9 protein-coding genes are annotated in these 13,807 nt (G+C 72.0%); 3 read left to right on the top strand and 6 right to left on the bottom strand.

The annotated features are described in order from the left end of the window. Positions 1–68 precede the first annotated feature (68 nt). Positions 69–1,475 (top strand): DNA repair protein RadA, encoded by a 1,407-nt coding sequence (gene radA / locus JHY01_RS16625; RefSeq protein ID WP_205326776.1) that lies wholly within the window; start codon positions 69–71, stop codon positions 1,473–1,475. A 130-nt stretch (positions 1,476–1,605) separates the two neighbouring features. On the opposite strand, the gene JHY01_RS16630 is transcribed toward radA, so the two are convergent. Then, the gene (locus JHY01_RS16630; RefSeq protein ID WP_205326777.1) at positions 1,606–4,335 is read right to left on the bottom strand and encodes a LuxR family transcriptional regulator; all 2,730 of its coding nucleotides are present in this window, start codon (positions 4,333–4,335) and stop codon (positions 1,606–1,608) included. 86 nt (positions 4,336–4,421) lie between these two features. Beyond that, a complete protein-coding gene (locus JHY01_RS16635; RefSeq protein WP_205326778.1) occupies positions 4,422–5,024 on the bottom strand; it encodes an NADPH-dependent FMN reductase in 603 nt (200 codons plus the stop codon). Positions 5,025–5,234: 210 nt separating this feature from the next. On the opposite strand from JHY01_RS16635, the gene JHY01_RS16640 reads away from it, so the two are divergent. Next, complete coding sequence (locus JHY01_RS16640) at positions 5,235–6,617, top strand: MFS transporter (protein WP_205326779.1); 1,383 nt, start codon at positions 5,235–5,237, stop codon at positions 6,615–6,617. Between the two features lie 188 nt (positions 6,618–6,805). On the opposite strand, the gene JHY01_RS16645 is transcribed toward JHY01_RS16640, so the two are convergent. Next, positions 6,806–9,607 (bottom strand): AAA family ATPase, encoded by a 2,802-nt coding sequence (locus tag JHY01_RS16645; protein ID WP_205326780.1) that lies wholly within the window; start codon positions 9,605–9,607, stop codon positions 6,806–6,808. Positions 9,608–9,808: 201 nt separating this feature from the next. Here JHY01_RS16645 and JHY01_RS16650 point away from each other — a divergent pair, with 201 nt between their 5' ends. Beyond that, on the top strand, positions 9,809–10,444 hold the full coding sequence (locus tag JHY01_RS16650) for a hypothetical protein (protein WP_205326781.1): 636 nt from the start codon (positions 9,809–9,811) through the stop codon (positions 10,442–10,444). A gap of 319 nt (positions 10,445–10,763) precedes the next feature. Here JHY01_RS16650 and JHY01_RS16655 read toward each other — a convergent pair whose 3' ends face one another. The 3 genes from JHY01_RS16655 to JHY01_RS16665 form a co-directional block, all read right to left on the bottom strand. Continuing rightward, entirely contained in the window at positions 10,764–11,672 is a 909-nt protein-coding gene (locus JHY01_RS16655; RefSeq protein ID WP_205326782.1) for a hydroxymethylglutaryl-CoA lyase, read from the bottom strand. A gap of 183 nt (positions 11,673–11,855) precedes the next feature. After that, positions 11,856–12,452, bottom strand: coding sequence for a TetR/AcrR family transcriptional regulator (locus tag JHY01_RS16660; protein ID WP_205326783.1), 597 nt, complete (start codon positions 12,450–12,452; stop codon positions 11,856–11,858). 102 nt (positions 12,453–12,554) lie between these two features. After that, positions 12,555–13,730: a mechanosensitive ion channel family protein gene (locus JHY01_RS16665; RefSeq protein WP_205326784.1), complete on the bottom strand. Its 1,176-nt coding sequence runs from the start codon at positions 13,728–13,730 to the stop codon at positions 12,555–12,557. Positions 13,731–13,807 lie beyond the last annotated feature (77 nt).

The following is a 13,807-nucleotide window of genomic DNA, read 5'->3' on the forward strand; positions in this document are numbered from 1 at the left end:
GGGTACGACGATCCGGGCCGGGCATGTTCGAACACGGCGGTGTCGGGGCCGGAACGTAGGCTGGCGCCATGTCGAAGAGCCAGCGAATCGCCTACGCGTGCGGCGCATGCGGTGCCCGGGTCCCCAAGTGGGTCGGGCAGTGCCCCGACTGCGGCGAATGGGGGTCGATGGAGGAGACCGCGGCCCCGCCCCGCCAGATCGGAAGCGCCGGCTCTTCGGCCCTGCGGCCCGCGCGGCGGCCCGCCAAGCCCGCGCAGCAGATCGGCAAGGTCTCCGCCGCCATGGCCGCGAGCCTGCCCACCGGCATCGGCGAATTCGACCGCGTCATGGGCGGCGGCCTCGTCCCCGGCGGCGTCACCCTCATCTCCGGCGAGCCCGGCGTCGGCAAGTCCACACTGCTGCTCGAAGTCGCCCACCGCTTCGGCGAAGCCGGATACGGCAAGGCGCTCGTCGCCACCGGCGAGGAGTCGGCCGCGCAGGTGCGCCGCCGCGCCGACCGCACCGGCTGCCTCTCCGAGGAGCTCTACCTCGCCGCCGAGACCGACCTGGGCGCCGTCCTCGGGCACGTCGAGGACGTCAAGCCCTCGCTGCTCATCCTCGACTCGGTGCAGACCGTCATCGCCCCCGACACCGACGGCGTCCCCGGCGGCGTCACCCAGGTCAAGGCCGTCGCGAGCGCCATCACCGCGGAGGCCAAGTCGCGCAACATGGCCGTGATCCTCGTCGGGCACGTGACGAAGGACGGCGGCATCGCCGGGCCGCGCGCCCTCGAGCACCTCGTCGACACGGTCGTCCACTTCGAAGGCGACAAGCATTCGATGCTGCGGCTGCTGCGCGGCGTGAAGAACCGCTTCGGCCCGGCCGACGAGGTCGGGTGCTTCGAGATGACCGAGGACGGCATCGTCTCCCTCGCCGACCCCTCGGGGCTGTTCCTCGACGACGCGCCGACCGAGCCCACGCCGGGCACGTGCGTGACCGTGACGATGGAGGGCCGCCGGGCAGTTCCGGTCGAAGTGCAGGCGCTGCTGGGGAAGTCGGTGAAAGACGGGGCGATCCCGCGGCACACCGTCTCCGGCCTCGACCAGGCCCGGCTGAACATGGTGCTCGCGGTGCTCACCCGCCGCAGCGGGATGCGGCTGCTCGACCGCGAGGTGTACGCGACGACGATCGGCGGCATCCGGGTGCGCGAGCCCGCCTCGGACCTCGCGCTCGCGCTGGCGCTGGTGAGCGCCGAGCAGGAGATCGCGGTGAGCGCGGACCTGGTGGCGATCGGCGAGGTGAGCCTGACCGGGCAGGTGCGGCGCACGGTGAACGCGGACAGACGCATCGGCGAAGCGGCCCGGCTCGGGTTCAAGACGGCGATCGTCCCGAAGGGATCGGTCGCCGAACGCCACCGCGGCATCGAGGTCGTGGAGGTCGAGACGATCAACGACGCGAAGCAGGCGGCGGCGCGCACCTGGGCGCGACGCGGCTGACCGGGCGGGGGCTGGGCGGGACCCGGGCCATGAGGGCGCGAACACCAAGGCCGACAACGCCGACCAGGGCACAACCAGACGGCATTGCGGCCGGCACCGGGCGCCGGTCCGACCCCGGGCGGGTCGGCGTTCAGAGACCCAGTTTCGCCAGATCGTTCCGTGAGGCCACGCCGAGCTTCGGGTAGGCCTTGTACAAGTGGTATCCGGCCGTTCGCGGGCTCAGGTACAGCTGCTCGCCGATCTCGCGGTTGCTCAGGCCGGCCGCGGCGAGCCGGACCACCTGCAGCTCTTGCGGAGTGAGCTTCCCGGCAAGGTCGGGGGCGGCCTCGATCGGGCCCGCGTCCCCGGCGGCGCGCAGCTCCCGGCGCACGCGTTCGCTCCAGGGCTCGGCGCCGAGGCGCTCGAACACCGCCGCGGCGATGCGCAACCGCGTCTTCGCCTCGTTCACGCGCCGGGCCCGGCGCAGCCACTCGCCGAGGATCAGGTCGGTGCGGGCGGACTCGAACGGGAAGAGCGCCTCAGCCTCCTTGTGCAGTGCCGCGGCGCGCTCATAGTGCGCGCCGGCCTCCCGCTCGTCCGCGAGCAGGCCCCGGCAGCGTTCGACCTGCGCCATCAGGTGCGGCTGCCCGCTCGCCTCGGCCCACTGCGCGAACCAGTCGAACGCGCCCGCCACCCGCTCCGGCTCCCCCACGCGCACCGCCGCCTCGACGGCGAACGGCACCCAGGCGAGCGCCTCACCGGGCGCGCTGGACTCCAGCTGCAGCATGAACCGATCGAGGGCCTCCTCGTTGCGTCCCAACGCGAAATCGAGGAGGGCGAGCGCGTTGTCGATGGCGACGACCGTGTCGCCCGGCGAACCGGCGTGCGCGTCCTCCACGAGTGCACGCACCCGCTCCTCCTCGCCGCGCAGGGCCGCGATCGGGGCGAGCACGTGGGCGCGGGCCTTCACGGGTCCGATCCGCTGCCCGAGTTCGACGGAGAGCTCGACGGCGTTCCAGGCGAGTGCCTCGGCGTCTTTCCAACGGCCCCTGGCGAACTCGGTGAGCGCGTTGAGCGTCAGCGCCCTCGGGAGGGCACCGGCCGCTCCGGAGGCACGGGCGACGCGCACGGTGTCGACGGCGGTCTGCTCTGCGGCGTCGATGTCGCCGATGAGCGTCTGCCACCAGGCGACCATCGCCCGGTTCTCGGGAGAGACGGACTCGCCGAACCCGAGGTGGATGTCGATGAGGGTCCGCAGCGAGGCGACCGCTTCCGCGACGGTGACGGCGCAGGACCGGTTGAACCCGGCCGTGGCCTTCGCGAGGTCGCGCACCCACGGCGCGTGGTCGATGCCGATGCGCTCGGCGTGCTCGGCCGCGACTTCCGCACGTGAGAAGTCCCCTGCCTGCCAGGCGAGTTCGACCGCGCGGAACAGCGGATAGCCGGTGGAGGTGATGTCGGCGGCGACGTAGTGGTCGGCGGCCTCCATGTAGAGCCGGTAGGACTCGCGGATGTCGTTGTCCCACGCGGCGACCATCGCCGCCATGAGCGTGGCGCGGGCGAGGATCGCACGGTCCTCGGTGAACCGTTCTATCTGTGCCGACAATGCGCGGGCCTTGGGGCCGTTGCCCGCCGCGACGGCGGCTTCGGCGGCGCGCAAGAGCCTGCGGCCGCGTTCGCGCGGGTCCGGGGTGAACGCGGCGGCCCGTTCGAACACCGTGTACTCGTAGCCGTGCCCGCCGCACGAGGCGCCGCAGTCGGCGGAGGATTCGAGGGCGGCAGCCACCGTCTCGTCGGGGCCGGTGGCCGCGGCGGCGAGGTGGAAGACCCGGCCGTAGTCGTCCGCGCCCATGATCTCGGCGTAGACGCGGTGGGCCTCGATGCGGCGGAAGATCGGCGCGCCCTGGTACGCGGCCGTGCGGATGAGGGGGTGGCCGAAGGTGAAGCGGTCGCCGTGGAAGCGCACGAGGTCGTCGGCTTCGGCTGGGGCGAGGTCGGTGAGCTGGGCGCCGAGTTTCGCGGCGACGTCGAGGACGAGGCCGGTGTCGGCGGTGTCGTCGGCGGCGATGACGAGGAGGAGGGTGCGGGTGGATTCGGGGAGGCGGTCGATGCGGTCGCCGAAGACCTGCTTGAGGCGGCTGGTGGTGGAGCGCTGGCCGGTCCAGTCGGCGGCGAGGCGCGCGTCGGACTCGACGAGGGGCAGTTCGAGGATCGCGAGGGGGTTGCCTTCGGCGGAGTGGAGGATCTGGGCGCGGTCGGCGCGGGGGCGGGCGCCGAGGCGTTCGGCGAGCAGCGACGCGGCGGCGTCGTCGTCGAGGGGGCCGAGGCGGAGTTCGTCGAGCCCGGGGGTGGGGAAGTCGGGGGCGTAGCCTTCGCGCACGGTGAAGATCATCAGGGCCGCTTCGGCCGCAAGGCGTTTGGCGATGAAGAGCAGGACGTCGGCGGAGTCCGGGTCGAGCCAGTGGGCGTCTTCGACGATGCAGAGGACGGGCCGGTGCCCGGCGGCTTCGGTGAGGAGGCTGAGGGCGGCGAGGCCGACGGTGAACCGCAGGTCGCCCGGGGGCGACTCCTTCTCGGGGGCGGCGGCGAGGCCGAGGGTGCGGGAGAGGACGCACGCGTGGTGTTCGGGGATGGCCTCGAGGTGCCCGGAGAGGGGCAGGAGGAGCGCTTGGAGTCCGGCGAACGACCAGGCGTGCTCGGATTCGACGCCGGTGCAGCGCAGCACCGTGAGGTCGGTGGCGTGCTCGGCGGCGGCGGCGACCAGGCTCGATTTGCCGATGCCGGCTTCGCCGCGGACGACGAGGGCCGAGCCGCGGCCCTCCCGGGCGGCGGCGAGGCGGTCGTCGAGAGCGGCGGTCTCGGTATCGCGTCCGTACAGCACGGTTCAACGGTACCGGCGCTTTCGCGAGGCGCCAGGGCCCCGGACCGGGTCCCAGGACCGATGTCCTAGACCCGGCCCGGCGGGGCCTAGAAGGGGCTGGGGAGCGGGGTCGCTTTGCGGGCGTTGGCGAGCGCGAGGGCCCACCAGTGGAGCTCGTCGAGGAGGGTCTTGGCGGCCGGTTCGGTCGCCCCGAACTCGGTGAACTCGCCGCGGTCGTCGAAGTGCTGGTAGAAGCGGGGGAACGCGATCGAGTTGCGGATGGTCATGGTGCGCAGTTCGGGGAAGATCTGGCGCAGGTGCTGGGCGGCGTTCTGGCCTCCGGTGATCTTGCCGCCGTAGGTGACCATGGCGACGGGCTTGGCGGCCCATTCGTTCATGTAGTAGTCGATCGCGTGCTTGAGGGACGCGGGGATCGACATGTTGTACTCGCCGGAGACGACGATGAACGCGTCGGCGCGGTGGAGGCGTTCGGAGAGGGCCGCGACGGGTGCGGACGGGTCGGCCTCGGTGGACCACATGTCGTCCTCGACCAGATGCTGGGGCAGGTCGGCGTCGAGGAGGTCGATCAGGTCGACGTCGAAGCCGCCGTGCCGCTCGGCGACGCCGGCGATCCATCCGGCCGGGGCGGGGGCCCAGCGGCCTTCGCGGGTCGAGCCGATGATGACGCCGAGGTTGAGTCTGTCGCTCATGGTGTTTCCGTTCCTTCGCTCGTAGCTTGCGGTGACGAAGCTACGGACGGTTCGACCGGCGGGACATCTGTCGGCCGACTGGGGTGCGACTGGACCGGTCGGCCACGCCGCCTCTGTCGGCCTGCGGCGGCCCGCCCCGCAGTGACCGGTCGGGTGTGCCCGTCGAGCGACGGATGCGGCACCAGTCGGCCCCCGCTTAGCGTGGCCGCCATGACTTCCACGGAGACTCAGGCGGCCCCGGAGGCCGCGACCACCACCCGATGGGGGGCGATTCTCGCCGTCGGCTTCGCGCAGCTCGTCGTCGCCGGCGGCATGTCGACCCTCGCCGTCGCCCTCCCGGCGATCCGCACCGGCTTCCACGTGACCGAGGCCGCGACAGCCTGGGTGCTGCTCGCCTACGCGCTGCCGATGGGGGCGGTGGCGATCGCCGCGGGACGGCTCGCCGACCGCGCCGACCTGCGCGCGGTCGCCGTCTTCTCCATGGGGGCGCTGACCGTGGGTTCGGTCGCCGCGGCGTTCGCGCCGACGTTCGGGCTGCTGCTGGCGGCCCGTGCGGCCGGCGGGCTGCTCGGCGGGCTGCTGTTCGGCATGACCGGGCGGATCATCGTCACCTCGGCCGCGCCGGAGCGGCGGGGCCGGGCGATGTCCGTGATCGCCCTGCTCATGACCGTGGGCGGCATGGGCATGATCGGCGCTGGCGGGTTCATCATGGCCGCGTTCGACTGGCGGGGCCTGTTCTGGGTGCTGGCGGCCATGTCCGCGGCGGCGCTCGCGGCGGTGGCGGTGGCGGTGCCGAGCAACGGGACGGGTCTGCCGCGGCTGGACCGGGCGCTGCTGGTGGACACGGCGACCTCGGGCGGCGCGATCGCGGCGTTCCTGCTGGCGTTCGAGTACGTCGATACGGCGCCTTGGACCTCGTTGGGGGCCTTGGTGTCGAGCGTGGTCCTGGTGACGGTGTGGGTGCGGCAGAAGACGTCGGCGCCGACGGTGGCGCTCCTGCGGTCGCCGCAGGTGAGCGGTGCGCTGCTGAGCCTGACGCTGCTCTCGGCGGTGACCGGCCTGCTGAACTTCAGTCTGCCGTTCCTGCTCACGGACGTGCAGGGGCTGCGCCCGGAACTGGTGTCGACGGTGCTGCTCACGTTCATCGGCGGGGTCGCGGTGATGACACCGGTCGCCGGGTGGTTGGCGGACCGGTTCGGGCCCGGGCGGGTCTCGCTCGCGGGCGCGGGCCTGGTGTTCGGGGCGGTGGTGCCGCTGCTGTTCGTGGACGCCTCGACCGGCCTGTTCGGGCTGGGGGCACGGATCGGGTTGCTGGGCTTGGCATTCGGGCTGTTCAACAGTCCGATGAACGCCTACCTGCTGAACGCGGCGCCGCCGGAGCAGTCGGGCACGGCGGGCGCGTTCATGGCGACGACGCGCACGATCGGGACCTCGCTGGGCCCGGTGGTCGCGGCCCTGGCCTGGGGTCTGGGTGCGACTGCGGTCGACGGGTACCGGCTGTCGGCGTGGACGATCGCGGCGATCCTGCTCCTGGGTGCGGCGCTGCAGGCGACGACGAAGCCTTGGCGGCGTCCGGTCCCGGCGGCTGCGTGAACGAACCCGCAGGTGCACGACCTCGACGAGGAGGTCGTGGCCGAGCTCGAAGCGCCGGCGGCCCGCACGGCAATCACGTTCCGCGTGCGCCGCCCGGATCCTGACCGAGTCGGTCGCCCGACCGACGGCAGGTCCGGACCGTGGAGTTCAAGCGGTACCGCTGAACCGTCGTCGGAGGGGTGCGCCGTCTACAGGTCGAGCTTGGCCAGTTCCGTTCTCGAGGAGACGCCGAGCTTCGGGTAGGCGTTGTACAGGTGGTAGCCCACGGTGCGCGGGCTGACGAACAGCTGCTCGCCGATCTGGCGGTTGGTGAGACCGTCCGCGGCGAGGCGCACCACCTGGAGTTCCTGCGGCGTCAGGAGTTCGGCCAGGTCGGGCTTCGACTCGACGGCCGTCGAGTCGCCCGCGGCGCGCAGTTCCCCTTGGGCCCGTTGCGTCCACGGCACCGTGCCAAGCCGCTCGAAGACCTCGGTGGCCTCACGCAGGTGCGCCCGCGCCTCGTTGATGCGCCGCACCCGCCGCAGCCACTCGCCGTAGAGCAGCTCGGTGCGGGCCCGCTCGAACGGGTCGATGTCGTCGGCGCGGTGCAGCTCCACGGCCCGCGCGAAGTGCGTCCCGGCCTCGGCCTCGGTCGCGAACAGCGCGCGGCACCGCTCCACGAGCGCCTCCCAGTAGGACCGCCCGGTGGCGTCGGCCCAGTCGGCGAACCAGTCGAACGCCTCCTTGACCTCGGGGAGCCGACCGGACCGGAACGCGGCCTCCACGAGCGTCGGCACCTGCATCAGGACCTCCATGGGCGTGACGCCCTCGGCGATCCGCAGCAGCCGCTCGAACGCGGCCTCATAGCGGCCGAGCCCGAGTTCCAGGAGCCCCAGCGCGGTGTCGGCCGGGATCACCGAGTCCTCGGGCGCGTCCTGGATCGCGGCGGCCACGAGCTCGCGGCAGCGCCGCTCCTCGCCGCGGATGGCGGCGATCGGCAGCAGCACCCAGATGCGGCCCTGCATGAGCGCCCGGCGGTCGTTCTGCTCGTGCGCCAGCTCGATCGCGCTGGACGCGGACGCCTGCGCGTCCGCATACCGTCCATAGTGGAACTGAGTTTGCGCTTGGACCAGCAGCGCCTGCACGAGCGGGCTCAGCGCCCCGCGCTCACGGCAGGCCCGCACCTGCTCGGCCGCCGCCTGGTAGGCGGCCGGCACGTCACCGGCGAGGAACCGCCAGCGCGCGGCGAGGACCTGGTCGAACGCCTGGAAGTCCTGGTGGAGCGGCTGGTAGTAGTCGTAGAGGGAGCGCAGCGCGTCGACGGCCTCCCCGGCGGTGTCGTCGGGCTGGCGGTTGAGCCCGGCGGCGGCGCGGGCGAGGCGGCGCACCCAGGCGTTGTTGGAACCGCCGTACTTGGAGGCGAGCCCGGACGCGTACTTCACCTTCGTGAAATCGCCGGTCTCCCAGGCGTTCCAGACGCCGCGCAGCAGCGGGTAGCCGGTGTTCTCGTGGCCGGTGGCGGCGTAGTGCTCGGCCGAGTCCATCCACACGTCGAAGCCCTTGGAGTTCCCGGCCCAGGAGAGGATCGTGGCGCGGATGAGCGCGGTGCGGGCGAGGAGGACGTGGTCGTCGGTGAGGCGTTCGGCGGCCTCGGCGAGTTCCACGGCCTTGCCGGTCATACCTGCGACATAAGCGCATTGGGCGGCTTCGGTGAGGCGGCGGGCCCGGCGGCAGGGGTCGGGGGTGAAGCTCGCGGCGCGTTCGAGGGCGGCCATCTCGGCGACGCAGCCGCCGCGTTCGGCCTCATAGGAGGCGATGGATTCGAGGGCGGCGGCGGCCTTCTCGTCCAGGCCGGTGGTGGCGGCGGCGAGGTGGCGTGCGGCGCGGATGTCGCCGTCGCCGAACGCTTCGGAGAGCGCGCGGTGGGCTTCGATGCGGCGGGCGCGCGGCGCCGAATGGTATGCGGTGGAACGGATCAGGGGGTGGACGAACTCGATGCGGCCGCGGTGGTACCGCAGCAGGTCGTCCACTTCGGCCGGTTCGAGGTCGGCCAGGCTCGCGTCGAGCTTCGCGGCGGCCTCGGCGATCACGGCGGTCTCACCGGTCTCCTCGGCGGCCGCGAGCAGCATGATCGTGCGGGTGCTCTCGGGGAGGGCGATGATGCGTTCCGTGAACGCCTGCTTGATGCGGGAGGTCGTGGAGTAGCGACTGTTGGAGGTGTCGGCGCGCAGCAGCGACTCCTCGTTGTCGGCGGCCGGAAGCTCCAAGAGCGCCAGCGGGTTCCCCTCCGCCATGCGGAGGATCCAGTCGCGGCCGGTGAACGGGATCTCGTCGGCGCGCATGTCGAGGATCGCCTGCGAGGCGTCGAGGTCGAGCGGGCCGAGGGTCATCTCCGGGATGCCGGGGGCCGGGAAGTCGGGGGCGAAGCCGTCGCGCACGACCAGGACCATCGTGATCGACTCGGTCGAGAGCCGCCTGGCGGCGAACAGCAGTGCGTTCGTGGAGTCGCGGTCGAGCCAGTGCGCGTCGTCGATGACCACGTACACGGGCTGCTTCGCCGAAGCGTCCACGAGGAGGTTCAAGAGGGCGAGGCCGACCTGCAGCGAGTGGGCGCGTCCGGTGCCGTCACCCATGCCGAGCGCGGTGCGCAGGGCCTCGGACTGCGCCGCGGGCAGGCGGTCGACGCGGTCGAGCAGCGGGTGGAGCAGCATCTGCAGTCCCGCATAGGACCACGTGTGCTCCGCTTCCACGCCGAGGGTGCGCAGGACGGTGAACCCCTCGGCGCGCGGAATGACGGCGTCGACGATCGCGGACTTGCCGATCCCCGGCTCGCCGCGGACGACGAGCGCGCCGCCGTGGCCGACGCGGGCGCCGTCGAGGAGGGCCTGGATCGAATCGAGCTCGGCGTCGCGGCCGTACAGGACCGGGCGATCGTGATCGGGCTCGTCCAGGAGCGATGGGGCACCGGTGGCGCCCTGGCGCGCGCGCGTGCTGTCGGCAATGGGTTTCACGGCGGCTCCATCCTCAGGACGACCGGGGACCCCTCCAGGGTAGCCACGGGTGCCGACGGCCCGCATCTGTCATTCGACTGGGGTCGACTGGGGCGCTCGCCACCGGGTCGAACGCCCGCACCGACCGGGTTCGGCGGCCAGTCGCCGGGCCCAGTCGTCCGACCGGGGCGCGCGGGCCCGCGCGGTCCTAGCGTCGACGCCATGACCGCACCGACAGAGTTCCAGACGCCAAGGGGCGCAGCGCCGACGCGGGGCACGCTCCGCTGGGCGCCGGCGCTGTGGGCGGCTTACGCGCAGGCCGTGGCCTTCGCGGCCGCCGCGGTGACCGCGTTCCTGGTCACCGATATCGCCGCCGCCTTCCACGCCGCACCGGGGACGCGGCTGTGGCCGCTCGGCGCCCTCGCCATCGGCCTGGTGGTGGCGGCCAACGCCACCCGACGCGCCGGCACGCTCGGACGCGCCCGTTACACGGGTTCGATCGCCCTGGGGGCGTTGACGCTCAGCGCAGTGGCTCTGGCGCTCGCGCCGAGCTTCGGCTTCGCCGTAGGCGCGGCCGGGGCGTTCGGGATCGCCGCCGGGTCCACGATCGCGCTGACGGGCCGGGTGGTGGTGGCCGCGGAGATCGGCGACGGCTCCGGTTCGGTGGCGTTGTCGGCCGCGGCGCTCCTCGCCGGGATCGCGGCGGGCGTGGGCGCGCTGTTCGCGGTGCCGCTGTACGGCTGGCGGGGTGTGTTCGGCCTCGTGGTGGTCGCGGCGGGGCTCGCGGCGTGGAAGTTCGCGGAACGTGTTCCGGATGACAACGCCGCGTTAGCGAAAAGTGACGTGAGATTCGCCTGAGTTCCATGGGCGCACTGGGGTTTGGATGTCACGATGAGTCGTCCGGGTATTCGGAGGTTTTACCCGGCGCGCGGGCACCGGCCGTCCTGTGGCGGTGTCCGAGAGAAGGCCCCGGGGAGGTTCGAGACCCCGGGGCCTTCGCCATGTTCGACCCGATCGCCGCACTGCCGGTGGAGCGATGCCGCCACGAAGCTCGATCGCCTCGCCGGCCGGCGCGCGGTCGCGGGCCATGCCGCCCGGATCCGGCGGCGGTCCTTGCGCCGGTCGCTGAGGGCGGCTTCAGCCTGGCTTCAGGTTTCGGCGACAGACCGGACTGGACTCATCTACGGCTCGCATGCTTCGCCAAGCGCGGCCCGGCGCGAAGCACGCCGGACTCGAGCGGACGACCCACGATCTCCTGGGCGAGTTCGGCAGTGCGGATGAGGGCTTCGAGGTCCACACCGGTCTCCACGCCCATGTCGTGGAGCATGTGGACCACTTCCTCGGTCGCCACATTGCCGGAAGCGCCTGGAGCGAACGGGCAGCCGCCGATGCCACCGACACTGGCGTCGAACTCCACGACGCCGCGATCGAGCGCAGTGAGGAGGTTGGCGAGGGCGGTCCCCCGGGTGTCATGAAAGTGCATGAGCATCGGCAGCGCGGTGTCGACGGCATCGAGCAGGTCCGTGACACGGCGAGGGGTGCCCATACCGGTGGTGTCGCCGAACGCGACCCGACCGGCCCCGGCGGCCTCGGCCGCCTCCACGATGCGGGCGACCTGCGCGGGAGCGATGTCGCCTTCGAAGGGGCAGCCGAAGCTCGTGGCGATGATGACCTCGATCGAGGCCAGGTGCTCGCGCGCCAGGCCGCAGATGTCGGGCAGCTCGGCGAGCGACTGGTCGACGCCGCGCCCGAGGTTCGCGCGGTTGTGGGTCTCCGACGCCGAGACGACCACTTCGACGGCGGTGAACCCGGCGTCGAGGGCCCGCCGCACGCCGCGGAGGTTCGGCGCGAGGGCGCTGTAGCGGATGCCGGAGTGCTTCTCGACGGCCGCCCACACCTCGGCGGCGTCGGCCATCTGCGGCACGGCCTTGGGGCTCACGAAGCTCACGGCCTCGATCCGCTCCAGACCGGTGCGCGAGAGCGCATCGATCAGCCGGATCTTGTCCGCGGTCGGCACAGGGGGTTCGTTCTGCAGGCCGTCGCGCGGGGCGACCTCGCGCAAAGAGACCCGATCCGGCTGGTGCATCGCTCCGCCTCCCCGGGCCGCGAACCGTTGCGACCCATCAGCCCATGCTAACTCCGATCCCGAAATACGGGACAGGTGCCAACAGGAATGCGGGTGGCGCGACAGCGCGACCGTGCCCGACTCGTCGATACCGTCGGGCTGACCGACGACCAGGCGAGCCGCCGACCTGCGACGAGGCGCGCGCTAGCCCGGGTCGAGGGCCCGCAGCGCCGCCGCTCGCAGCAGGGCTGCCGTCTCGCCCGCGCTGACCTCTTCGCCCAAGGAGAGGTACGGGGTCGAGTTCATGAGACCGAAGGCGCCGTGGGCGAGCACGCGGGCCTGCTCGGGCAGGAGGCCGGGCCGAAGGCGGCACAGGACGCCCACCCACTCCTCCACGTACACGCGCTGGAGCTTGCGCACCTGCCGCCGAGGCTCCTCCGGAAGCCGGTCGAGCTCATGCAGATGGAGGATGACGATCTCGGGCGAGTCGATCACGACCTCGAGATGGAAGTCGACGAGCGCTTCGAGCGCCGCCTGCGGGTCCTCCGAATGCAGGGACGCCCAGTGCCGCCCGCCCGCGAGGAGTCGCTCCGAAACGGGGATGAGCGCGTCCGCGAGCATCTGCTCCTTGCCGCCCTTGAAATGGTGGTACAGCGCCGGGCCGGTGATGGAGGCGGCGGCGCCGATGTCGTCCATCGACACGCCGTGATAGCCGTGCTTGGCGAGCAGCTTCACGGCGACGTCGAGGATCTCGCGGCGGCGCTTCGAGCCGCCTCCGTTTTCAGCGACGTTGATTCCCATCAGCAAGAGGCTACTCTGCGGTACGCCTTTGGGCAGGGAGGAAAAACCCCCTATCGGTACGGAGACCGCCGTCGAACCACATATCGTATAGGATTCCCGAGGTCAGGTCAGGTCCTCGGCACGGCGCTGCTGGATCGGGACCTCGTTCAGCAGCGCCTGGATCTCCGAACCGTCGAACAGGTCCGAGACGCCCTCCTGCGAGAAGACGCCGCCGCGCGCGTCCATCACCGACTGGTAGCTGTTGACGCGCATCCGGGGAATGCAGTGCCGGTGGTGCTGCACGATCCACTGGATCATGTGCTCACGCACCTCGCACCGCAGATCCCACTGATCCGACGGGTTCCGCGCCGATATCAGCATCCGCAACTGCATGTACGGCCCCGTGGAGTCCAGCACCACGACACCCGCCTCCCGCCCGTCCCACAGCGGATTCTCGGACAGGAACCGCCGCAGCTCGACCCGCGCCGCCTCGACCGGCAGCCGCCAGTCGACGTCCATCTTCACCGTGCCCATCACCTGCGGGTGGTCGCGGGTCCAGTTGACATAGGCGTGGTCGTTGAAGTACTTGGTGGGCAGGATGAGGCGCCGTTCGTCCCAGATACGCACCACCACATACGACAGGGTGATCTCCTCGATCCGCCCCCACTCGCCCTCGATGACCACGACGTCCTCCAACCGGAGCGCGTCGCCGAACGCCAGGGACAGGCCCGCGAACAGATTCGACAGCATCGTCTGGGCGGCCAGGGAGGCGACGACGGCGGCCACGCCCGCCGCGCCGAGCATCGTCGTGCCGAAGGCCCGCAGCTCCGGGATGTTGAACAGCACCAAGCCGACCGCGACCATCCACACCCCGGCCGAGATGAGCCGGTACAGCACGATGACCTGCGTGCGCCGCTTGCGGCCCCCCACATCGCTCTGATGGAGCGAACCCCACCGCTCCTGGATCGGGTCCTTGGCGACACTGAGCAGGTTGGACACGAGCCACGCACCGCTCGCCGCGGTGCCGAACAGCAGCCCCTGGCTCAGGTTGGCGTTCCACCCGTTCGGACTGCCGCCGCCCCACCCCGGCTCGGACTCGTGCACCAGCAGCAGGATCTGGACCCCGCCGGTCGCCGCCATGAACTGCGCCGGGTGCAGCGCCTTCCCGATCACCCGCGACCACCGCTCGGACGCGTGCCGCAACACGAGCCAGGTGACCAGCAGCCGCGTGAGACTGACGACGACGGCGGAGAGCAACGCCACCGCAACGATGACGATCCAGGGATCCAGGTTCCGCATGGGCCTTAGGGTATCGCCAAACGTGAACATCCGACCCATCACAGTGACCGGTCGCCAGGGCAGCGGACGCGGGCCGG

The sequence above is a fragment of the Glycomyces sp. YM15 genome (genome assembly GCF_016918015.1).
Lineage (GTDB): Bacteria > Actinomycetota > Actinomycetes > Mycobacteriales > Micromonosporaceae > Glycomyces.

What these genes read in the sequence shown, in the direction of transcription:
- radA (WP_205326776.1), top strand. Translation starts at nt 69, where the DNA reads ATGTCGAAGAGCCAGCGAATCGCCTACGCGTGCGGCGCATGCGGTGCC.
- JHY01_RS16635 (WP_205326778.1), bottom strand. Translation starts at nt 5,024, where the DNA reads ATGAGCGACAGACTCAACCTCGGCGTCATCATCGGCTCGACCCGCGAA.
- JHY01_RS16640 (WP_205326779.1), top strand. Translation starts at nt 5,235, where the DNA reads ATGACTTCCACGGAGACTCAGGCGGCCCCGGAGGCCGCGACCACCACC.
- JHY01_RS16650 (WP_205326781.1), top strand. Translation starts at nt 9,809, where the DNA reads ATGACCGCACCGACAGAGTTCCAGACGCCAAGGGGCGCAGCGCCGACG.
- JHY01_RS16655 (WP_205326782.1), bottom strand. Translation starts at nt 11,672, where the DNA reads ATGCACCAGCCGGATCGGGTCTCTTTGCGCGAGGTCGCCCCGCGCGAC.
- JHY01_RS16660 (WP_205326783.1), bottom strand. Translation starts at nt 12,452, where the DNA reads ATGGGAATCAACGTCGCTGAAAACGGAGGCGGCTCGAAGCGCCGCCGC.
- JHY01_RS16665 (WP_205326784.1), bottom strand. Translation starts at nt 13,730, where the DNA reads ATGCGGAACCTGGATCCCTGGATCGTCATCGTTGCGGTGGCGTTGCTC.